Origin of the sequence: Leifsonia sp. YAF41, from assembly GCF_052113185.1 — a bacterium.
GTDB lineage: Bacteria > Actinomycetota > Actinomycetes > Actinomycetales > Microbacteriaceae > Cryobacterium.
On the sequence record NZ_JBFRCS010000009.1, the window covers coordinates 162,571 to 184,623 of the forward strand.

Sequence of the window (22,053 nt, forward strand, 5' to 3'; positions counted from 1 at the left end):
CTACACATCATGGTGGGCCGAGCCCCGAACGATCAAATCAGGGGCTCGGCCGCCGGCTACAGCGTTCCGTCGAGCGCCTGCGTGAGCAAGTAAATCAGCGCGCTGGCCTGGATCGAGTCTGACGACGTGTCGGCCTCCTCCGAGCCATCGAGCGCACGGGCCGCGAGACCCTGCTTGCTCCCGATGAGATCGGCGATGCGTGCGTCGATGGTGTGCGCTGCGATGATTCGCCACGCGGTGACCGGCTCGTCCTGACCAATTCGGTGCACGCGGTCGATCGCCTGAGTCTGTTCGGCTGCAGTCCAGCTGAGCTCGGCCAGCACGACGTTCGAGGATGCCTGCAGGTTGACTCCGACGCCGGCCGCGGTGAGCGAGCAGACCGCGACAGCGACCTCTGGGTCATTGTTGAAGGCGTCGATGGCGGCCTGGCGGGCCAGAGCGGTCTGGTCGCCGCGGAGCGACACGGTGCGGAGGCCTCGCTTGGCGAAGGTGTCTTCTGCGGCATCCATCACGTCGATGTGCTTCGCGAAGAACACGACCTTGCCCACCGAGCGTGCCAGCTGGGCAGCGTAGTCGGCGGCGAGGCCGGCCTTCGCCTGACCGATCTTGCGCACCATAGTGAAGACGTTCTCGCCGGTTGTTGCGCCCTTCGACTCTTCGAGTTCGGCGTGGGCGACCGCGCGGATGAACTGTTCACGCTGCTCGGCATCGGGCACCAGCTTGGTTTTGCCGGTGCTGCGGGCGGTGACCAGTGCGTTGTAACGGGCGACGAGGCGGGCGCCGAGCTCACGCTCAGCCTGCCTGATCGACCGGCCCAGGTCGTCGTCGAGCTCGACCGGCAGGTCGGCGATGCGCTTGGCCGGCAGGTCGGCGGCGACGTCAACCTTGCGACGGCGCACGATGCCCATGTCGATGACCGCGGCACGTGCCTCGGCGTAGAAACCGACGTCGGCCGGGGTGAGACCCGTCGCTTCGAGCTTCGCCATCAGCGCCGGAGTCGGCTTGTCGCCGTCGATCCAGCCGAGGAACTGCCAGATCGCCCGGAAGTCATCGACATCGTTGATCAGCGGGGTACCGGTGAGTGCCATGAGCAACGGGTTTCCGCCCGGCGTGCGACGGCGAATCTGGTCGGCGAGCGAGAGAACGTGCTTGGAACGCTGCGACTGCTGGTTCTTGATGAAGTGCGCTTCGTCGACGACCATGCCTTTGAACCCGAGGGTTCCGAGCCAGGCCAAGTGACGGTCGAGCACGTCGTAGTTGACGACAACCACGTCGGCGAAGGCGTCGAGAGTGTCACCGTCACCGTGAATGACAGTGGCGCGACGATTCGGCGTCCACAGCTCGACCTCGCGGGCCCAGTTCATCTTGACGACGTTCGGCACGATCGCGAGCAGCGGGTAGGCGTTGGCGACGGATGCCGCGAGCAAGCTCTGCGCCGTCTTGCCGAGGCCCGGCTCATCGGCCAACAGGTAGCTGCGGTGGCCGAGGCGCGCGCTTTCGATGAAGCGGGCCTGGTGCCGCATCAGCTCCATGCCGGGAGGGGAAAGCCGGTCGAGCCTCGGAGCCTCGGGAAGGCTCATCGTCGCAGCCTGACCGCCGGAGCCGTATTCGAACGACTTGAACAGCGGACCGAGAAGCTCCCAGTTCGCTAGTCGGCGCGCCGAGACGACGGGCTTGGCCTGCGCGGCGCTGAAGTCGGGGGCGAGGAACGGGTTGGCCAGCTGGCGGGCCTTCACCGACTGCGGGATGACCTGGTTCTCGGGCAGCTCAGGCTTGGCTTCCGGTTCCCGCGTGATGATGAGTTCGTCGGGGCTCAGCTCGGCGCCAGACTCGAGCAGCCAGTCGCGACGGAATCGCTGGGCGACCGTCGACACCGAGGCGTCCGGTTCGAGCAGGGTGATCAGGCTGGTGTCGCGTGCAGCGGTCTTCGCCAAAATCTGGGCGATGCCGTCGAGACGTTTGAGCAGTTCGGCGCGATTCGCATCCGTCGTCTCCTGGTCGGCCTTGACTCTGGCTCGTTCTTCGCGCATCAACAGCGCGATGACCTGGTATTTGATGCGGTTGGTCGGGCCCAGTTTGCCGCCGGCTTGCGCCTTCGCCTCGACCTCGCGCACCTTGCGGGCGAGAATCGGGATGATGGGCGCGTCGTCGTCACGGGAGCGCGCGCGCTGCCGGCTACGGCTGCTGTCGGCGCGGGGTCCGCGGCTGCTTGAGCCTGACGACTGCTGGCGGGTGTATGGCATTCTTCTCCACTTCACGGATGCCAGCTCGGGCGCTGCGCCCGAGTGGCGCTGCTTCCCGACGGGCCCCACAAGGAACCAATCTCGAAGGGCACCGGCATCCGCGGATGCCGGCTCGATCGATACGCCGAACCCTGAATCGAGCATCGCGTCGGTTGCTTATCATGTTGCTGACAAACAATCGCACGGTCGAGACGGTGACCGGGTTCTCAGGCGCGATACCCAGTGTACGCCCGCGAATTACTCGTGGCGCACAGGGACTTTCGTTCTCACGCCGACAATGATGAAGACGAGAGCCGCGATGAACTGGGCCGAGACCCAGCCCTGCCCGTGAAGTTCGATCACGAAGACCGGATTCCAGAGAATCGCGATCGGCACGAGCCCGATCAGCCACCACCATGACTTGGCCTGGATCACGAAGACGCACATGATGACCGCGAGAATGCTGACCACATAGCGGATGACGATGTAGCCGTCGGAATCGAGCAACGCGAGTCCGGCGAGCAGCGCGATGGCGCCCAGCAGGCCCGGCGCGAGCGCCGACCGGGAGAACGTCGGTTCGGCGGGTGTTCCCAGGGGACGTCGGTCTGCGCGCATCCCTCAAGACTATCGAGCGAGAGCACGCGAGCCGACCGTGCCCGGCGTGACAGCGCGAGTGCGAGCGCGGCGGTTACACGCCCCCGCCGCCGCCGCCTCCCCCGCCCCCGCCGACCGAGGCGCCGCCGCCGAAGCCTGAACTCGACGAACTCGAGGCGGTGCCGGCCCACGAGGTGGTGGTCGCCGTGGAAAACGAGGCGATCGCCGCACCGAAGTATGCGGCGTTGAACGCACCGGAGCCGGAGTACCAATCAGGCTCTGCACCACTTCTGGCGTAGTAGTCGCCGAGCACGGCCGACCACTCCTTCTCAAGTCCGAACAGCGCTGCATAGGGAAGGAGTCGCTCCGACAGCTTCAGCACGTCGAGCTGGCGCGAGGGGTCCGGCAGCGGATCGGTGGAGCCGTCGGGCCGGTACGGCGAGCGCAGTGCGCCCTCCGGACTCTGCAGCACCCGAATCCGGTCGGCTTCGGCCAGTTTGATGTAGAGCTTCAGCCCGGCGAGGTAATCGCGCAATTCCGCCCCGGCGGCGGTCAACGGTCGCACGACGGATGCCAGCACCAGCGCGGCCGCGGCGGACCCGAGACCGACGACCAGCGTGACCACCGGCCAGAAGCCCCCGATCTGGTCGGACAGCCCCATGATGCTGCCGAAGAACGCAAACGGCACCGACGCGATCGCCAACGCCATCGCCCAGACCCGCAGTGCCCCGCCGCGTTTCACACGCAGCCCGGCGGCAATGCTCTGCTGCGGCGCTGCGGCGAGCTTCTTCTGGAGCGCGGCGGACAATTTCGCGTCCCGTTTGGCGAGTGTGCGCCGGGTTCCCGGTGCAAGGCCCGGGAAGAGATCAGCCAGGATGGCGTGTTCCGACGGGTCGAGGCCGCCGTCGTGCACCAACTCGAGGGTGTACTTCTTGTTTTTCTCGGCGAGCACACGCAGGTTGCCGCGCACCGCGAAGTTGAGGATGAGGGCGGGAATGAGCTTGGTCGCGGTGCCGGTGACGTTGGCGGAGTGCAGAAGACTGACTCCCTTCGGCGGAAGATACTCGGCGATGATCGTCGGCCGCCCCGGCGCATTCCGCCAGCGACCGGCGCGTCCGATCACGGCCAAGACCAGACCGGCGAGCGCGGCCAGCGCACCGGCGAGGCCGATGCTCGGGGACGGGCCTGCCAGAAATGAGTCGTCGCGAGGCACGAAGGTTGCCGGTTCGAACCCGACGACCAGCGCCAGCCCTTCGTGAGCGGCCAGCGGCCCGGTCGATGCCTCGATGCGCCAGGCGTCGCCATCCGCCTCGCTGGTCAGATGCGCGCAGTCGGTTCCAGCCGACGCGGCGCCCTGCAGGCATCGCACCTGTCCGGTGAGTTTGCCTGCGATCGCCGGATCGACGATCAGGGTCGCCGAGACGTCGCCGAACGGCTGATCCCAACCGGTGCCGTTCACCTCCCAGAAGAACTGATCGTCGTTCGAATCATCGGGAACAAAAGTGACGTTGGTCTGCCGATAGGTGATCCGATACGTGTGGACACCGTGCACGAAATCGTCGGAGGCGATGGTGAGTTCCAGATAATCACCCGAGTCATCGGAGGTCGACTCGGTGTCGTAGCTCAGGGGCACACCGTTCTCGTCGGTGACGCTTTCGATTTCGAGTTCGGTCGGATGCCCGCGGTAGCTCGTCGGGATGGCACGCCTGATGCCGTGGTTCTGATCGAACTCGGGAAATCTCGCGACGATCGTCTCGGTGGTGGTGAGCTCGGAGTGCCCCTCGGCGGTCAGCCCGAGGCGCAGATCTGAATGCCAGGAATCGAAGCTGAAGTCGTTGGCATCTGCGGCAAGCACCGTCGGCATCACAGCGGGAGAGGCGACGGCGGGGGCCGCACTGGCAAGTCCGGCCAGCGCGAGTGTCGCGCAGGCGGTGAGAACAACGAAACGGAGCAGGCGGCGCATAGGCCCAGCCTATCGAGCAGCTTGACCTATACCCCTAGGGGGTATAGCGTGGCAGGCATGAGCGAACCGCGACACGATCATGATCACGACTCAGCCCCCACGATGGATCACAGCATGATGGACCACGCCGCCAGGGAACACGGCGCGATGGACCACCAGGCGATGGATCACGGCGCCATGGATCACGGCGGCATGGACCACTCCGGTCACGGCGGGCACGGCGACCACGTCGGCCAGTTCCGCCGCCTGTTCTGGATCATGCTCGTTCTCGCGATCCCCGTTGTGCTGTTCAGCGGCATGTTCGCGTCGATCATCGGCTACTCGCTGCCCGATTCCGCGTTCTTCACCTGGATCTCCCCCGTGCTCGGCACCGTCATGTATTTCTGGGGCGGCCGCCCGTTCCTGACCGGAGCCGTCTCCGAGTTGAAGGCCCTCAAGCCCGGCATGATGCTGCTGATCGCCCTCGCGATCACGGTCGCATTTCTCGCCTCCTGGGGCGCCAGTCTCGGCATTCTCGACCACGAACTCGACTTCTGGTGGGAGCTCGCGCTGCTGATCGTGATCATGCTGCTCGGGCACTGGATCGAAATGCGCTCACTCGCCCAGACATCCACCGCGCTTGAATCACTGGCTGCCCTGCTGCCTGACGAGGCGGAGCGCATCGAGGGCGACTCCGTCGTGATCGTGCCGCCTTCGTCGCTCGAACTCGGCGACGTGGTGATCGTCCGGCCCGGCGCCCGGGTTCCCGCCGACGGCGAGGTGATCGAGGGCACGGCGGATGTCGACGAGTCGATGATCACCGGAGAGTCGCGCCCCGTGCAACGCGGCCCCGGTTCTCACGTCGTTGCCGGCACCGTGGCCACCGACACCGCGATCCGCGTGCGGATCACCGCGGTCGGCGACGACACCGCACTCGCGGGAATCGCCCGGCTCGTCGAGCAGGCGCAGAACTCCTCGTCGCGCGCTCAACGCCTCGCCGACACGGCAGCCGGCTGGCTGTTCTGGTTCGCTCTCGGCGCCGGCGTGCTCACCGCCATCGTCTGGACGATGCTCGGCTACCCCGATGACGCCGTGATTCGCACCATCACCGTCTTGGTGATCGCCTGCCCGCACGCCCTCGGCCTCGCGATTCCCCTCGTCGTCTCGATCGCTACAGAGCGCGCAGCGAAGGGCGGCGTGCTGATCAAGGATCGGCTGGCCCTGGAGAGCATGCGCACCGTCACGTCGGTCTTGTTCGACAAGACCGGCACCCTGACCAGGGGCGAACCGGCACTCACCCACCTCTCGGTCACGGCCGGGCACACCGACGACGAGGTTCTCGCGCTGGCGGCGGCGGTCGAAGCCGACAGCGAGCATCCGTTGGCTCAGGCGATCATGCAGGCAGCCGCACTTCGGGGTCTCACGGTGCCGACGGCCACCGACTTCGTGGCGCAGGCTGCGGTCGGAGTGACGGGAACCATCGACGGCCGCCAGGTGAGCGTCGGCGGCCCGCACCTGCTCACCAGTCACGGCGCGACGGCGCTCGCAGCCAGCGAGCCGTGGACGCGGGACGGCGCGATCATCCTGCACGTGCTGCAGGACGGGGTTCCGATCGGTGCGATCGGACTGGCCGACGAGGTGCGCGAGGAGTCACGGCAGGCCGTCGACGCGCTGCGCGTGCGGGGCATCCAGGTCGTGATGATCACCGGTGACGCGCAAGCCGTCGCCGATTCGGTGGCCGCCGAGCTCGGCATCGACCGCGTCTTCGCCGGCGTCAAGCCCGAAGACAAGGCGGCAAAGGTGGCCGAGCTGCAGGCCGAAGGACGCACCGTCGCGATGGTTGGCGACGGCGTCAACGACGCCCCAGCGCTGGCTCAGGCGGATGTCGGCATCGCGATCGGCGCCGGAACCGACGTGGCCATCGCTTCGGCAGGCGTCATCCTGGCCAGCGACGACCCGCGTTCGGTGCTCTCGGTGATCGATCTCTCGAGCGCGACCTACCGCAAGATGAAACAGAACCTCTGGTGGGCGGCCGGCTACAACCTGATCTCGGTCCCCTTGGCCGCGGGCGTATTGGCCCCAATCGGGTTCGTGTTGCCGATGGCCGTGGGCGCGATCCTGATGTCGATCTCGACGATCGTCGTGGCGCTGAATGCGCAGCTGCTTCGCCGACTCGATTTGCGGCCGGAGGTCAGTGCACGCGTAGCAGGAGCCGCCGTTTGATGTCAGCATGAGATCGGTCGCAGCATCCACGTGGGCCGACATACGCCCGCCGCGGGTGTCGCTGCGAGAAGATGCGAACCGAAGGCCGATGCCGATGCCGATGCCAACGCCCCACGACGCGTCATGAGTCCGCGGCGGAAAGTTGCCCAGCTGATTCCGATGCTGGTTTGGATGCGCAGCTATGACCGACGCTGGCTGCGCGGCGATTTGATTGCCGGCGTCACGGTCGCGGCGCTGATTGTTCCGAAAAACCTCGGCTACGCCGGCATCGCGGGGATCCCGCTTCAGAACGGTCTCTACGCAGCAGCCGTCGGCGCCATCCTGTACGGGATCTTCGGAACCAGTCGGCAGATCTCGATGGGTCCGAGCTCTGGACTGGCCGCGGTGGCCGCCAGCGCGGTCTTCGTCGCCGGCCTCACCGACGAGGGAGACATCGCGTCGTTCGTTGCGGGCATCACCCTCGCCTCTGGAGTACTGTTCCTGCTCCTTGCCGTGCTCAAGATGGGCTGGATCGCACGGTTTCTTTCGCGCGCGGTCGTGACCGGTTTCTTGTTCGGCGCGGCCATCGATGTCGTCATCGGCGAGCTTCCCAAACTCACCGGAAGCGGGGCGAGCGGCACCAATTCATTTCAGGAACTGTGGTCGTGGCTCGGGACGGCCGGCGAATGGAATCAGGCCACCGTGATCGTCGGGGTGCTCTCGCTGGTCGTCGTCTTCGGTCTCAGACGGATCGCGCCGCAGGTACCCGGAGCGTTGGTTCTGGTCGTCGGAGGACTGCTCGCCTCCTGGCTTTTTCAGCTCGGCGACCGTGGCGTCGCGCTGGTCGGGGATGTGCCGCGCGGCTTGCCATCCCTTGAGCTTCCGAACGTCGGCCTGATGTGGGATCACGCGGGCACCGTGGCAATCGCGGCGATCGCGCTGGTGCTGATCGGCTTCTCTCAGACCGCCGGCGACGCCCGGTCTTTTGCGGCCAAGCACCGCTACCAGGTCGACATCGACCAGGAGTCGGTCGCCCAGGGGTTGGCCAACACCGGCGCCGGGCTGTTTCAAGGGATGCCGGTCTCGACCAGCCTCTCCGCGAGCTCGCTCAACGACCGTTCCGGCGCTCGCAGCGGACTGGCTTCGCTCACCTCCGGCGTCATGGTGCTGCTCACCCTGCTCATCCTGGCCCCACTGTTCTCGTCATTGCCGAAGCCTGTGCTGGCCGCACTCATCATCGAGGCCGTTGTGATGGGCATGATCGATATCCCTGAAATGCGGCGCCTTGCACGCGTTCAGCCGTTCGACTTCTGGGTCGCGATTGCCGCGATCGTCGGCACCCTCGCGTTCGGCGTCTTGGCCGGAGTCATGATCGGCATCGGGCTCTCCCTGCTCTGGCTCATTGGCGTCGCCACGCATCCCCACATCCCGATTCTCGCGCGGAAGGCCGAGACCCAGGTGTTCCGTGACCTGAGTGAGCATCCGAACGACGAAGTGATTCCGGGCGTCGTCGTCATTCGCATGGACGGCGGATTGTTCTTCGCGACGTCCGATGCGCTGGAGGACCGCGTGCGCGAGATCATTCACGTGAGCACAGACCTGACCGGCATCGTTCTCGACTGCGCGGGCGTCAACTTCATCGACTCGCAGGGCTCCGCCAAGATGAGCGACGTCGTCAGCCTCGCGAATGACTCCGGCATCACACTTCGCCTCGCCCGCCTGAAACCGACTGTCATCGCCACGCTCGATCGAGACGGCGTGCTTGAGCGCATCGGAGCGGACAACATTCACGGCAACGTTTCCACCGCCGTCCAAGCCCAACTCGACGAGTCGCCCCCACCGTCTGAATGAAACAGCTCAGAACAGAATGGTGCCCGAGGCTCGACGAGCCTCGGGCACAGCCCATTCCCTGAGCGAGTTCTGAACTCAGTGGGCTATCGGGGTTCGATGCTCCTGTCGGGCCGGCTGAATCGCCAAGGCGCCAACGACGATCGCCACAGCGCCACAGACCCATGACGTCCATGCCGCCCCGGCTTCCATGGCGTAGCCGCCAATCCATGGCGAGACCACCAGCAAGGCGCCGATCGCAACATGCACCCATTCCATGGCCACGAGACCGGGCATCGCCAAGCTCCACACGCCCGAGGCAGCGAGCAAGACACCCAACGTGATCATGATCGGCATGGACGAACCCGCCTGAGTCGTCCACAGAACGGAGAGCGCGGCATACGCACCGACGGCAACCGCAGCCCAGTCCTGCCAACGCGTCCATTTCTTCATCAATACCAACCTCCTGTGTCAGTTGGCTCCCAATCCGGGGGTCAGGTTAATTCTGAACTCCACCCCCGCCGCGCTCAAGGGGCATATTCCCTCTGTCGTGCCATTTCGAACCGAAGCTGAGCAAGACTCGAATACCCTTGAGGGGTATCAATCCCTGGCAGTACGCTTGAGCCATGATCGAAGACATCAAGCGACGCGCGCTGCACCGCACCCGCATCATGGAAGGCCAGATGCGGGGCCTCGAGAAGATGATCGAGAACGAGGACTACTGCGTCGACATCATCACCCAGTCGCTCGCCATCCAGAAGTCGCTGGGATCACTCAACAAGCTGCTGGTGGAGAACCACCTGCAGACGCACGTCAGCCACATGTTCGATGCCGGCGGCCAGGAACGTGACGACGCCATCGCCGAACTCCTGCGTGTCTTCGAACTCAACAACAACCGGTGAGTGATCTCGCGACGACCGGGGTCTCTGACTCGAGCCTGGTCGACCCCGCTGTGTCGCGGCTGCAGGAACTCATCCGCATCCCGACGATGTCGCGACTCGATGAAACCGAGACGATGTGGGCCGAGTTCGATCGCTTCATCGAGGCGCTCCCTGTGCTCTATCCGGCCATGCACGCTGTGCTCAGTCGCGAGATCGTGGCCGGGCACTCGATGCTCTACCGCTGGCCGGGCGCGGCGACCGGCGACCCGACAGTCTTGATGGCCCACTATGACGTGGTGCCCGCCACCCCTGACGGTTGGTCGCATCCGCCGTTCGACGCCACCCTGGTGGGCTCGGGAGCGAGCCAATCGATCTGTGGCCGCGGCACACTCGACGACAAGGGTGCGCTCGTCGCAATCCTTGAGGCCGTCGAAGCGCAGGTTGTCGCGGGATTCCGGCCTGCACACGACATCTATCTCAGCTTCGGTCACAACGAAGAGACCACCGGCGCCGGCGCCTCGGCGATCGTCGACCTGCTGGCGAGCCGCGACATCCGCCCGGCCCTCGTCATCGACGAGGGTGGCGCGGTGGTCGAGAACATCTTCCCCGGCGTGAGTAAACCGATTGCTGTGGTCGGGGTGAGCGAGAAGGGCATTACGAGCGTCACGCTGACGGTCAATCAGCAGGGCGGCCACGCCTCGACACCCCCACGGATGACGGCGACGGTGCGTTTGGCTCGCGCGATCACGCGTCTGAACGCGCGGCGTTTTCCGGCCCAGCTGACCGCGACGAACTACGAAATGATTGAGACGCTCGGCGCTCATTCCAGTCAACCGCTGCGATTCGTCTTCGAACGGGCCCGAGCGTTCACGCTGCCGCTTGCCGCGTTGCTCGGGCGGCTCGGCGACGAGACGAGCGCGATGGTGCGCACCACCGCCGCCGTCACCCAGCTGTCGGGCGCGCAGGCCGCGAATGCCCTGCCCGAGCAGGCTCGCGCAGTGGTCAATGTGCGGATCGCCCAGGGGTCGAGCGTCGCGGCCATGCTTCGACACGTGCGCCGAGCCATCCGCGACCCTCTTGTCCTCATCGAAGCGGAGCATCCGAACGAGCCCTCGGCCGTGTCTCCGACCACCGGGTCGGCGTGGGACCTCGTCGTCGCAAGCATCGAAGCCACCTACCCCGGCACGATCGTGACCCCCTACGTGATGCTCGGGGCGAGCGACAGCCGCCACTTCACCCGGGTGAGCGATTTCGTCTACCGGTTCAGCCCGTTTCAGATGAGCGGTGACGAGCGGGGCACCCTGCACGCGGTGAACGAGCGCATCCGGGTGTCGACATTTCTGGCCGGTATCGAGTTCTACCGCCGGGTGATCGCTGCGCGGTAGCGGGCTCCACCGCTTGGGCGTGGGGAATCCCGCTGGGCGTGCGAGATGGTGCACGCCGTCGGGGATTCCCCACGCCAGGGTCGAGTCACGGCGTCCAAGTCGGTGTACAGGGGTTAGCCGAAACGGTGCGCGACGGTCGGATGAGCCCGATTGTGCGACGAAGCGGTCAGGCGTGCTGCACCGGAATCGCCGAACTCGACGGTGGTATCTCGAAGAGAGTCTCGAGGCCGGGAATCAGCTCGGCCAGCCATGCCTCGTAGCCTTCATTCGTGAGGTGCAGTCGATCATCGGTGTAGGCCGGGTTGAGTTCGCCGTCTTCCGAGGCGAGCGCCGGCCACAGGTCGAGATACTGAGCGTGCGTGGTCGGTGCGAACTGCCAGAGGTGACGGTTGACCGACTTGATCACCTCCGCGAACTCGCGTTCCCGCGGCAACACCGATTGAATCAGAATGCGCGTCTCGGGCAGTCGCCGCCGAATCGTCACGAGAATCGTCTCGACGTTCCGCACCACATGCTCGTCGGAGCGACGCCAGCCGAGGTCATTCGTGCCAATGCCGAGCACCACTGCATCGGAATTCTGTTCGACGAGCAGGTCGATGTGACTCAGCACATCGTCACTGGTTGCGCCACTGATTCCGAGGTTCGTCACTTCATAGCCGGGCAGCCATTCGTCCCAACGCCCGCCCGCGATCAGGCCGTCGCCCATGAACACAACTGTCGCTGACATTTTGCCCTCCCCGATCAATCATGCCTCCAGGCGTGACGTGCTGGCTAGAGTTCCGACAGGTTCTCAGGTTGCGTCACCGGTGGCCGCCAACCAGGAATCCAGGTCACTCGGTGTATCGGTGATGATTCCGTCGACACCGAGTTGACGCACCTCCGCCCAGGTGTCTTCGGTGTTGAGCGTGTAGCAAATCAACCCGAACCCGGCCATGTGCAGCCGCGTCACGGCATCCGGCTGCGCAGCCACCGCCTTCGCCGTGGTGGCGAGGGCGATCACTCCGAATCGCTCGGCCATCGGCACCGGATTCGCCGGCAGCTCGCGAACCAGCATGATGCGCGGGTACTGCGGCGAGACTCTCTGCAGGTTCAACATCGTCTCGATACTGAAACTCTGCAACACAACGCGGGAGCTCAGACCGTGCTGCCCGATCAGGTCGATCACGGTGCGCAGGTCGTCATCGCTCCAACTGAATTTCAGTTCGACGAGCGCTTTCTTGTCAGTGTCAACGAGCCGCGTGAAGAACTGTTCGAGTGTCGGGATGCGCGTCCCGGCATACTCGTGGGCGTACCAGCGACCGGCGTCAAGCTTGGTGATTTCCGCGAGTGTCTTCTCGGCAACTGTTCCCCGGCCGTTCGTCGTACGCTCGAGGGTCACATCGTGAAACAGCACCGGAACGTGGTCGCTGGTGAGCTGCACATCGGTTTCGACGAAATCCATGTCGCTCGCGAAGGCGAACTCGAAGGCGGGCATGGTGTTCTCCGGCGCCACCGACCTGTCCCCGCGGTGACCGGCGATGAATGCTCCGTCGCCGGGTGTGCGCAGTGCGCCGAAGACGTCGGTCGCGTAGACCTGCCCCGGAGCGGCGCCGAGAATCAGGGTTGCGGCGAGAACCGCAGTGGTGCCGCAGGCCATGAGCACCGAAAGAAGTCGTCGTCTCGACGGTCGTCCCACCGCGGTGATCCCTTCCCGCCGCCGCGACAGTGCGGTGGACGTGCAGCAACACTACCCGAGCCGTTACCGTTTTGTTACCTTCCGGCCGCGCCCCCAAAGTGGGCACGCGCATCCGTCGACGGTTCGGGCGAACGCACGCGAGAGCGGCAAAATGGCCGCTTCCCGTGCGGGGAAGCGGCCATTCGACCGCTCTCGCGGGGGGCGTGTGAGGCGGGTGGCTAGATCAACGCCTTCGTGTGCCAGACCGTCTTCGTTTCGGTGAACGCCAGGATGCGGTCAAGCGACGGCGTCGCGGCATCCTCACCGTTCTCGGGAGGAAGAACGCGCTTGAGGGTGTCGGCGGCAGCGATCTGCAGGTCGACCCAGTCGAGTGATCCGGCACCGAGCAGATCGAGCGCATTCACGTCGGCGTGGCTGGCCAGCCACGGTGCGATCTCGGCCGGCGACCCGGTGAGGATGTTGACGACACCGCCCGGCACGTCGCTCGTGGCGAGCACCTCCGAGAGGCTGATCGCCGACAGCGGCGCCGACTGGTTGGCGATGACCACGACGGTGTTGCCGGCGACGAGCGCCGGAGCGATCGCGCTGACGATCCCGAGCAGCGAGCCGCCGGACTGCGGCGCGACGATCGCGACGATTCCGGTGGGCTCCGGCACCGAGATGTTGAAGAACGGGCCGGATACCGGGTTCATGTTTCCGGCAACCTGCACGTACTTGTCGGCCCAGCCGGCGTACCAGACCCAGCGGTCGATCGCTTCGTCGACCTGAGCGGATGCGACAGCTTTGGTCACACCCTCCGACTGCATGATCTCGTCGACGAACTGCACGCGACGCCCCTCAAGCAACTCCGCGATGCGGTAGAGCACCTGGCCGCGGTTGTACGGCGTCGCGCCGGCCCAGCCGCTAAGCGATCCACGGGCAACCACGACGGCATCCCTGGCATCTTTGCGGGATGCCTGCGCGGCGTTGGCGAGGAACTCACCGGAACTCGAGCGGATCTCGTAGACGCGCCCGGATTCGCTGCGCGGAAATTTTCCGCCGATGTAGAGCTTGTAAGTCTTGGGAACGGCGAGGCGGGTCATTTGGCGGCCTTCTTTCGTGAGGCAGGCTTCGGTGCGGCGGTGGTTTCGACGGGCGCGGCCAGCTCGGCCGACGCGGCAGCCGTGACCGCCGCGCGGGGCTCGACATGCTGGACCACCGACGGACGGCTGTTCGCCGGCTTGAGGTATGCGGCGAGGCCGTGGCGCCCTCCTTCGCGGCCGTAACCCGACTCCTTGTAGCCACCGAACGGGCTGGCCGGGTCGAACCGGTTGAAGGTGTTGGCCCAGATCACACCGGCACGCAGCTTGTCGGCCACGGCGAGGATGCGGCTGCCCTTGTCACTCCAGATGCCGGCGGACAGCCCGTATGGCGTGTTGTTGGCCTTGGCGATCGCTTCGGCCGGGGTGCGAAAGCTCAGCACGGAGAGCACCGGGCCGAAGATCTCGTCACGGGCGATGCGGTGGCTCGTCGACACATTGGTGAAGATGGTCGGCGCGAACCAGAAGCCGTTCTCGGGGATCACGCACTCGGCAGTCCAGCGTTCGGCGCCTTCCTGCTCGCCGATGTCGGACAGCGTGCGGATGCGATCCAACTGCGCCGCGCTGTTGATCGCGCCGATGTCGGTGTTCTTGTCGAGCGGATCGCCGAGGCGCAAGGTCGACAGCCGCTGCTTGAGCCGGTCGACGACGTCGTCGTGAATCGATTCCTGCACCAGCAGGCGACTGCCGGCGCAGCAGACCTGACCCTGGTTGAAGAAGATTCCGTTGACGATTCCCTCAATGGCCTGGTCAATCGGCGCGTCGTCGAAGACGATGTTCGCCGCCTTGCCGCCGAGCTCCAGCGTGACCTTCTTGTCGGTTCCGGCGACCGAGCGGGCGATGGCCCGTCCGACGTTGGTGGAACCGGTGAACGCGACCTTGTTGACATCCGGGTGATTGACCAGGAGCGAACCGGTGTCTCCGGCGCCGGTGATGATGTTCACCACACCGGCGGGGAGGTCGGCCTGCTGCAGAATCTCAGCGAAAAGCAGCGCGGTCAATGACGTCGTCTCCGCCGGCTTCAGCACGACCGTGTTGCCGGCAGCGAGGGCCGGGGCGATCTTCCATGCCAGCATGAGCAACGGGAAGTTCCACGGGATGACCTGAGCTGCGACGCCGAGGGCCGACGGGTTGGGGCCGGCACCGGCGTGATCGAGCTTGTCGGCCCAGCCGGCGTAGTAGAAGAACCAGGCGGCGACGAGGGGAACGTCGACGTCGCGGCTCTCTTTGATGGGCTTGCCGTTGTCGAGGCTCTCGGCGACGGCGAGCTCGCGGGCGCGTTCCTGCACCAGGCGGGCAATGCGGAAGAGGTACTTTCCGCGGTCGCTGCCGGAGAGGCGAGACCAGACCGTGTCATAGGCGCGACGCGCGGCGGCGACCGCGGCGTCGACATCCGCTTCGTTGGCGTGGGCGATCATGGCGATCTGGTTTTCGGTGGCCGGGTTGATCGTGGAGAACGGGGTGCCGCGGCCGGCGACGAATTCGCCGTTGATGAAAAGGCCGTAGTCGCTTCGCAGGTTCAGGATCGCCTGCGACTCCGGCGCCGGAGCGTAGTCAAGAAAGTTCATGTGAGGGGAATCCCTTCAATTTTCGAAAAAGTCATGTTCGGGCTATCGGTGATCGAGCTTGTCGAGATCAGTCAATCGTCACGTAGTCGGGGCCGGAGTAGTGGCCGGTCGTCATCTTCTGACGCTGCAACAGCACGTCGTTGAGCAGGCTCGACGCACCGAAGCGGAACAGGTGCGGCTGTAGCCAGTCCTCCCCCACCGTTTCGGCGACGGTCACGAGGTACTTGATCGCGTCTTTCGAGGTGCGGATGCCGCCGGCCGGCTTGACGCCGATCTTCTCGCCGGTCAGACGGTGCCAGTCGCGCACGACCTCGAGCATCGACAGGGTGACCGGCAGCGTGGCGGCGGGAGCGACCTTGCCGGTCGAGGTCTTGATGAAGTCTCCTCCGGCCAGAATCGCCAGCCAGGAGGCACGGCGAACGTTGTCGTAGGTGTTGAGTTCGCCGGTCTCGAGGATCACCTTGAGGTGCGCGAAGCTTCCGTCGGCGCGCTTGCAGGCTTCTCGAACGGCCACGATCTCGTCGAACACCTGGCCGTAGCGGCCGGAGAGGAATGCGCCACGGTCGATGACCATGTCGATCTCGTCGGCACCGGCGGCGACGGCGTCGGAGGTGTCCGACAGCTTGACGGCGAGCGAGGCACGCCCACTCGGGAAGGCCGTCGCGACGGCGGCAACGTTGATGCCCGAATCGGTGCCATTCGAGTGAGCAGCGCCGAGCGCGGCAACCGCGTCGGGAACCATGTCACCGTAGACGCAGACGGCGGCAACCCGGGGCGTGGTCGGGTCGCTCGGGTCGGGGTTCATCGCCTTGGCGACCAGCGAACGCACCTTGCCGGGCGTATCCGCGCCCTCCAGGGTGGTGAGGTCGATCAGCGAAATGATGGTGTCGATCGCCCACTTTTTGGACGTGGTCTTGATCGAGCGGGTGCCGAGCGATGCAGCCCGCTGTTCGAGACCGACGGCATCGATTCCGGGGATGCCGTGCAGGTAGCGTCGCAAATTGGCGTCGGTGGCTTCACCGCCGAGCACCGCGAGGGTGCGTTCCCGGGTGGCGAGTTGGGTACTGGTCATGACGTGTCCTTGGTTCGGGTCGGTCGTGGATCGAGTTGGTCGTAACTACGAGGAATGGGGATCGCTGCTGCCGGTGGTGTCGCCGAGCACCGCGAGGGCGGTTGCCTCATCGGTGACGAGCACGGTGCAGAGGCCGCTCGTCACGACGGCGCGCGCAATGGCGTGCTTCTGACGACCGGAGATGACGGCGATGGCGAGTGGGGCACGACGCAGATGGGTGAGGGAGATTCCCAGGGTGCGTTCGTCGAGTTCCGGGTCGACGATGGAGCCATTGCTGTCGATGTAGCGCCCGACGATGTCACCGACGGCGCCCCGCTGCACGAGGTCGTCGATTTGGGCCGCCGTCAGGTAGCCGCTGTCGACCAGCGCGGAGCTCGCATCTGCTTGGCCGGCGCTGTAGAGGTACGCCGACGCCCCGATTCCGAGGCCCAGCACGGCGGCGACCGCTCGGTCGGATTCGATGGCGCGTTTGGTTTCGAGCCGTTCGAGGATGGCGGGGCTGGGCAAGAGTGTTGCCGACCCCGAGGCCTTTTCGGCGATCATCACAGCGGTGGTCGCCGCAGTTCCGGTGCGCTTGCTGAGGCTGACGCCGCCATTGATCTGTACGACGTTCACCCCCGGAGCCCAGCCCTGCTTGAGGTGCAGCGAGACGTCGTGCAAGGTGCGGCCCCAGCTCAGGCCAAGGGTGCGCGGGATGGGACGCAGGCTGGTGAGGTAATCGGCAGCGGCCTGCGCGGTGCGCGACTGCAGCTCTTCATCACTTGAGACACCGGCTGACGAGACGACGATTGCGGCCTTCAACCCCATGGCGTCGCGCAAGCGTCGCTCCAGCGGAAGGCGCCGGGCACGCGGATGCACGATTTCGATGCGGATGAATCCGCTCGCCTTCGCTTGGGCGAGCAGGCGCCCGACCTTCCAACGGGTCAGACGCAGGATCGACCCGATTTCGTCTTGGGTCTTGTTCTCTTCGTAGTACAGCTCGGCGGCGCGAATCGAAAGCAGCTCGTCGGTGTCGATCACTCAGCGCACTCCTTTCGTGGCGTTCTCAGTCTGTCTCTGTTGGGCCGGTGAAGCGTATGACCCTCGTCCAGGGTAGGTCGGCGCGCTGCGCAATTCAACACTCGTTGGCAACCTTGCTCTTAAGAGCAGGATGGGGATCGTGATCACAACAGTTGTTGGCCACAGAACCTGTTGGACACAGAACCTGTTGGACACAGAACCGTCGCGTCGACGTGCTGCAGATACGGACCAATAGAATCTGACAATGCTCCCCGCACCCGCACACGCAGCTTTTGCCCTCGGCTTGGACTTCGGCGGCACGAAGGTCGAAGCCGCTCTCATCGACGAACAGGGCACCTTGTTCACACCGAGCCGATTTCGGGCTCTGACCGGTTCGACCGCGTCGAGCGCAGAACTCGAGGCGAGCGTCACTGCCGTTGTCACGCAGGCCGCATCCTCCCTGCCGGCCGGCGCGTCGCTTGTGGGAGTCGGGATCGGTTCCGCCGGCCCGATCACTGTCGCATCCGGTGCCATCTCGCCGTTGAACGTTCCGGTCTGGCGCGACTTCGCACTCGCCGGTCTCGTGAGCTCGCTCGTTCCCCACGCGCCGGTGAGGTTGCGGCTCGATGGGCTCTGCATCACTCTCGCCGAGCACTGGGTCGGAGCGGGCCAGGGTGTTCAGAACCTCATGGGAATGATTGTCTCGACCGGTGTCGGCGGCGGCCTCATCCTCGACGGGCGAACGATCACCGGCCCGAGCGGCAACGCGGGACACATTGGCCATGTTGAGGTTGGCGGGTTTGACGACGCCTGCGCCTGTGGCGGTCGCGGCTGCCTGGAAGCCATTGCATCCGGCCCGAAGACTGTGGCCTGGGCACGCCGGCAGGGCTGGACCGGGTCAACGGGCGAGGAACTCGCCGCCGCTCACGCCGCCGGAGACCCGATTGCCGTGCGCGCGGTTCAGCGGAGCGGTGATGCAATCGGCCATGCGATCGCTTCGGCCACGAACTTGGTCGATCTCGACCTCGTCGCGATCGGCGGTGGCTTCTCCCACGTCTCCCCCGCGCTGTTCGACGCCGCCCGCATCGCCATCGCCGAGCGCACGGCATTCGAGTACGCACGACGGGTGCGCATCACCCACTCGGCGCTCTCCGGCGAGGGACCGCTCATCGGAGCAGCGGCCCTGATCCACCGAGCCTCAATGGTGGCTTAGCCGCGCCCAGCGCTTCCTCGTGCCGCGGAGCGCTACCTAGCGATGCCGCCGGGCGAGGTCGTCCTCAAGCAGGTGCGGCCGGCCGATGACCGTGCCGGCAACAATCGCGGCGAGCACCGTCGCCAGCAAGAACAGCAGCGGCCAGAGCCATCCGTCGGTCAGATCGTGAAGTAGACCGAACACGAGCGGACCGAACGCGCCGAGCACGTAGCCGACACTTTGGATGAAACCACTCAGGGCGACGGATCCGGCATGGGTGCGGGTGCGCAGGTTGATCAGCACCAGCGCCAGCGGGAACATCAGCGGGCCGATTCCGGCGATGACCACCCAGAACCAGGTGCCCGACATGGGGAACAGGATCAGCCCGCCGTAGCCGACGAAGAAGCAAATCACACCGAGGTAGACCAGGAGCGCGACATTCCTCATCCGGGCGGCGAGCACCGGAATGAAGATCGCGGTGGGAACACCGACCGCGGCGTAGAGCGAGAGCAGTGTGCCGGCCTCCGCGACGCTCACGCCGGCGGTCTGAATCAGCAATTGCGGCAGCCAGGCGAACATGGCGTACGCGTTGATCGCCGACACCGCGAAAACGATCGTGATGGCCCAGGCGATCGATGATCCCCAGATCTTGCCGAGCAGTGCGGGATCCGCCTCTTCAATGACCGGCGTCGGCTGCTGAGTGGTGCGGTGCCGCACCAGCATGGTCACCCACGGCACCATGGCGAGCAAGGAGAGGATCGCCCACATGCCGAGCGAGGTACGCCACCCCGCCGAGTCGGCAACAGGAACGGCGAGGAGCGGCGGCACGAGCGTGCTCACCGACAGCATCGTTGCGTAAATCGAGGTGACCAGCCCGACGCGGTCGGGGAAGTACTTCTTCACGAGCGGCGGCAGCAGAACGTTGCCGGCGCCGAGACCGGCAAACGTGATCACACTGCCGAGCAGAAGCACCAGAACGGAGGGCGAGAACCCGCGCACCAGGCTGCCGACCATGATGGCGCCGAGCGCCAGAAGCAGCACGCGCTCCAGGCCGATGCGCCGGGTGAGCACGGGGGTGAAGATGCCGAACACCGCGAAACACACCGGAGGCAGCATTCCGAGCACGCCGATCGTCACGGCGTTCAGCGGCAGGTCCGCACTGATCTGAGTGACAATCGGCGACAGCGCGGTGACGGCGGTACGCAGGTTCGCGGCAACGAGAATGATGCCGAGCAGAGCGAGCGTCCGGCCCGCCCAGAGTCGACGGGGGGCGGGATCGGTCATTCGGCAAGTCTAGGCTGAGTGCATGGCCGACTTCGCCAAACACCTTCCGCTCAGCATGCGCCCCAGCGTCGATGAAACCGGCGCCAACTCCCGGTGGGGCGGGCATATCGCCGCGACCCTGCTCGCGACGGCCGATCTGCTCGACACTCTGACTCCCGAGCAATGGGAAATCCAAAGTCTGTGCGGCCAGTGGCGGGTCCGGGATGTCGCCGGCCACCTGGTCTGGCGCATCGGCAGCAGCAACCGTCAACTGATCGCCTCCGGATCCCGCGCCTACGTCGGTCACTTCGTGAACCCGAATCGGGCGATCGACGTGCTCAGCCGCGCGGCGGCCGCGGCGACTCCGGCGGACCTGGTGGCCGGCATCCGCGCCATCGCTGCCCAGAAAGCTGCCGACCACGGCCGCACGGGCGTGGGTGAGCTGACCGAGGCCGTTGTGCACGGCTATGACATCGCCCGCCCGCTCGGGATCGCCCTGCCCATTGCCCCCTCGGCTTCCGGCGCGGTCGCGATTCGGGGAAGCCTGATCGCACCGACCGAGATCAAAGCGGTTCTGCGCACCCGCACCCTGGTGGCGACGGATGCGCTGTGGCGCGTCGGTCGCGGTCGTGAGCTACTCGGCACGGCCCAGCAACTCGTGCCGTTCATCTACGGACGAGGCGGGCTGCCGGTCGAACCGGCAACGGACTGACCGTTACTTCAGGAGCCCGCGCACCTGCGAGACGTCGTCTGCGATCTGTTCGATCAGCGGACCGATTCCGGTGAAGGCAACCATTCCTCTGATCCGCTCGACAAACGACACCGTGACAACGTGACCGTAGAGGTCGATGTCCTCATCGAGCACATACGCCTCCACCTGCTTCTGCGGGACACCTTCGAACGTGGGGTTGTTGCCCACCGAGATCGCCGCGGGGTACCGTGTGCCGGCATCCGTCAGCCAGCCGGCGTACACGCCGTCTGCCGGGATCAGTCCCTCTGACTCCGGCGAGAGGTTGGCCGTCGGGTAGCCCAGTTCCCGGCCGCGGGCCGCTCCGTGCACGACGACCCCGCGCACCGATGGCACATGCCCGAGGAGTGCGGACGCGGCCGAGATGTCTCCGTCGGAGAGCAGCTCACGAATCCAGGTCGACGAGACCCGGTGCCGGTTGTCGGGCATCACATCGTCGATGACGTGTACCTCAAAGCCATGGGTCGCGCCAATGGCCTGCAAGAGGGCGACGTCGCCGGCGCCGCGGGCACCATAGCGAAAGTCACGGCCGACGAGCACATGCTTCGCGTGCAGGGCGGTGACCAAGATGCCGCGAATGAATTCTTCGGGCGGCAACGACGACAATGCTTCGTTGAACTCGAGTACGAGTGTCGCGTCGATTCCCGTTTCGGCCAGTAGCTCAAGCTTCTGATCGAGACTGACGAGCGCCGTCGGGCAATCAGACGGGGAGAGCAGAGCGAGCGGATGCCGGTCGAACGTCACGACGACGGCTGAGAGGTTGTCACGCTTCGCCAGCGATTCGAGCTCGGCGATGACCGCTCGGTGCCCGGCATGCACTCCATCGAACTTGCCGATACTGACCGCGGAGGCAGGCCAATCCGACGGAACGGCGCCGACCCCGTTCAGAGTCTTCACGAAGGTTCTCCTGATGCCGGCACGATGGTGTCTGCCGCCGACGCCGGGCGGTGACGGGCAAGCCACCACATGCCAAGAATCGGGAGCACGAGGGGAATGAAGAGATAGCCTCGGCCGTACACCGACCACACGGTGTCGTGCGGGAAGAGTGCGGGATCGATCAGGCTCAGGGTTCCGATCGTCAGAACGCCGAGCAGTTCGAAGGTGATCGTCGCCCAAGCGATGCGATACCAGACTTTTCCACGGGCGATCAAGGCGATAGTCGCGACGATGTAGACCACTGCGGCAAGCGCCGACAGCGAGTAGGCCAGCGGGGCTTCCTCGAACTTGGCGACGATCTGCACGAAGGAACGGCCGGTCGCGGCGAGCGCCAGCACGCCGTAGACGGCGATGAGGAGTCGTCCGACTCCGGTCACGCGGTGGGGGGCTCCGGCTTCAGAGCGGCGGTTGGCCTGGGTTTGTTCTTCGATCATGGCTTGGCAATTATCGCAGCATCCGGAGGCGGGT

At 65.8% G+C, this 22,053-nt stretch carries 19 protein-coding genes; 6 read left to right on the forward strand and 13 right to left on the reverse strand.

The features are described from left to right. Positions 1-56: 56 nt before the first annotated feature. From AB4Y63_RS11335 to AB4Y63_RS11345, 3 genes are all read right to left on the reverse strand, one after another. Positions 57-2,243 carry a DEAD/DEAH box helicase gene (locus tag AB4Y63_RS11335; protein ID WP_441791147.1) on the reverse strand — a complete coding sequence of 729 codons (2,187 nt, stop codon included), beginning with the start codon at positions 2,241-2,243 and terminating at the stop codon, positions 57-59. Between the two features lie 237 nt (positions 2,244-2,480). Then, positions 2,481-2,837 (reverse strand): DUF6804 family protein, encoded by a 357-nt coding sequence (locus AB4Y63_RS11340; RefSeq protein WP_441791148.1) that lies wholly within the window; start codon positions 2,835-2,837, stop codon positions 2,481-2,483. Positions 2,838-2,910: 73 nt separating this feature from the next. Next, entirely contained in the window at positions 2,911-4,779 is a 1,869-nt protein-coding gene (locus AB4Y63_RS11345; protein ID WP_441791149.1) for a DUF2207 family protein, read from the reverse strand. Between the two features lie 114 nt (positions 4,780-4,893). On the opposite strand from AB4Y63_RS11345, the gene AB4Y63_RS11350 reads away from it, so the two are divergent. Both AB4Y63_RS11350 and AB4Y63_RS11355 read left to right on the forward strand, forming a co-directional pair. Next, the gene (locus tag AB4Y63_RS11350; RefSeq protein ID WP_441791150.1) at positions 4,894-6,981 is read left to right on the forward strand and encodes a heavy metal translocating P-type ATPase; all 2,088 of its coding nucleotides are present in this window, start codon (positions 4,894-4,896) and stop codon (positions 6,979-6,981) included. 159 nt (positions 6,982-7,140) lie between these two features. Next, positions 7,141-8,811 carry a SulP family inorganic anion transporter gene (locus AB4Y63_RS11355; protein WP_441791151.1) on the forward strand — a complete coding sequence of 557 codons (1,671 nt, stop codon included), beginning with the start codon at positions 7,141-7,143 and terminating at the stop codon, positions 8,809-8,811. 75 nt (positions 8,812-8,886) lie between these two features. Here the strand turns inward: AB4Y63_RS11355 and AB4Y63_RS11360 are convergent, their stop codons facing one another. Next, positions 8,887-9,240, reverse strand: a complete 354-nt coding sequence (locus AB4Y63_RS11360) for an SPW repeat protein (RefSeq protein WP_441791152.1) — start codon at positions 9,238-9,240, stop codon at positions 8,887-8,889. Positions 9,241-9,413: 173 nt separating this feature from the next. Between AB4Y63_RS11360 and AB4Y63_RS11365 the strand changes: the two genes are divergently transcribed. Beyond that, positions 9,414-9,689, forward strand: coding sequence for a metal-sensitive transcriptional regulator (locus AB4Y63_RS11365; RefSeq protein ID WP_441791153.1), 276 nt, complete (start codon positions 9,414-9,416; stop codon positions 9,687-9,689). After that, positions 9,686-11,053: a M20/M25/M40 family metallo-hydrolase gene (locus AB4Y63_RS11370; RefSeq protein ID WP_441791154.1), complete on the forward strand. Its 1,368-nt coding sequence runs from the start codon at positions 9,686-9,688 to the stop codon at positions 11,051-11,053. The genes AB4Y63_RS11365 and AB4Y63_RS11370 overlap by 4 nt, the downstream gene beginning before the upstream one ends. Positions 11,054-11,219: 166 nt before the next feature. Here AB4Y63_RS11370 and AB4Y63_RS11375 read toward each other — a convergent pair whose 3' ends face one another. The 6 genes from AB4Y63_RS11375 to AB4Y63_RS11400 all read right to left on the reverse strand — a co-directional run bounded on the left by AB4Y63_RS11375 (position 11,220) and on the right by AB4Y63_RS11400 (position 17,467). Beyond that, positions 11,220-11,780 carry a GDSL-type esterase/lipase family protein gene (locus AB4Y63_RS11375; protein ID WP_441791155.1) on the reverse strand — a complete coding sequence of 187 codons (561 nt, stop codon included), beginning with the start codon at positions 11,778-11,780 and terminating at the stop codon, positions 11,220-11,222. A 63-nt stretch (positions 11,781-11,843) separates the two neighbouring features. Then, positions 11,844-12,728: a glycerophosphodiester phosphodiesterase gene (locus AB4Y63_RS11380; RefSeq protein WP_441791156.1), complete on the reverse strand. Its 885-nt coding sequence runs from the start codon at positions 12,726-12,728 to the stop codon at positions 11,844-11,846. A gap of 218 nt (positions 12,729-12,946) precedes the next feature. Beyond that, positions 12,947-13,810, reverse strand: coding sequence for an aldehyde dehydrogenase family protein (locus AB4Y63_RS11385; RefSeq protein ID WP_441791157.1), 864 nt, complete (start codon positions 13,808-13,810; stop codon positions 12,947-12,949). Further along, on the reverse strand, positions 13,807-15,375 hold the full coding sequence (locus AB4Y63_RS11390) for an aldehyde dehydrogenase family protein (RefSeq protein WP_441791158.1): 1,569 nt from the start codon (positions 15,373-15,375) through the stop codon (positions 13,807-13,809). The genes AB4Y63_RS11385 and AB4Y63_RS11390 overlap by 4 nt, the downstream gene beginning before the upstream one ends. Before the next feature lie 67 nt (positions 15,376-15,442). Beyond that, on the reverse strand, positions 15,443-16,447 hold the full coding sequence (gene deoC / locus AB4Y63_RS11395; RefSeq protein ID WP_441791159.1) for a deoxyribose-phosphate aldolase: 1,005 nt from the start codon (positions 16,445-16,447) through the stop codon (positions 15,443-15,445). 45 nt (positions 16,448-16,492) lie between these two features. After that, positions 16,493-17,467, reverse strand: coding sequence for a sugar-binding transcriptional regulator (locus AB4Y63_RS11400; RefSeq protein ID WP_441791160.1), 975 nt, complete (start codon positions 17,465-17,467; stop codon positions 16,493-16,495). A gap of 244 nt (positions 17,468-17,711) precedes the next feature. Between AB4Y63_RS11400 and AB4Y63_RS11405 the strand changes: the two genes are divergently transcribed. Continuing rightward, complete coding sequence (locus tag AB4Y63_RS11405; RefSeq protein ID WP_441791161.1) at positions 17,712-18,659, forward strand: ROK family protein; 948 nt, start codon at positions 17,712-17,714, stop codon at positions 18,657-18,659. 36 nt (positions 18,660-18,695) lie between these two features. Here AB4Y63_RS11405 and AB4Y63_RS11410 read toward each other — a convergent pair whose 3' ends face one another. Beyond that, complete coding sequence (locus tag AB4Y63_RS11410; protein ID WP_441791162.1) at positions 18,696-19,922, reverse strand: CynX/NimT family MFS transporter; 1,227 nt, start codon at positions 19,920-19,922, stop codon at positions 18,696-18,698. Between the two features lie 22 nt (positions 19,923-19,944). Here AB4Y63_RS11410 and AB4Y63_RS11415 point away from each other — a divergent pair, with 22 nt between their 5' ends. Further along, positions 19,945-20,613: a maleylpyruvate isomerase family mycothiol-dependent enzyme gene (locus tag AB4Y63_RS11415; RefSeq protein WP_441791163.1), complete on the forward strand. Its 669-nt coding sequence runs from the start codon at positions 19,945-19,947 to the stop codon at positions 20,611-20,613. A gap of 3 nt (positions 20,614-20,616) precedes the next feature. Here AB4Y63_RS11415 and AB4Y63_RS11420 read toward each other — a convergent pair whose 3' ends face one another. Both AB4Y63_RS11420 and AB4Y63_RS11425 read right to left on the reverse strand, forming a co-directional pair. Then, on the reverse strand, positions 20,617-21,546 hold the full coding sequence (locus AB4Y63_RS11420) for a bifunctional riboflavin kinase/FAD synthetase (protein WP_441791164.1): 930 nt from the start codon (positions 21,544-21,546) through the stop codon (positions 20,617-20,619). Beyond that, complete coding sequence (locus tag AB4Y63_RS11425; RefSeq protein ID WP_441791165.1) at positions 21,543-22,019, reverse strand: hypothetical protein; 477 nt, start codon at positions 22,017-22,019, stop codon at positions 21,543-21,545. Before AB4Y63_RS11425 ends, AB4Y63_RS11420 begins: the two co-directional genes overlap by 4 nt. Positions 22,020-22,053 lie beyond the last annotated feature (34 nt).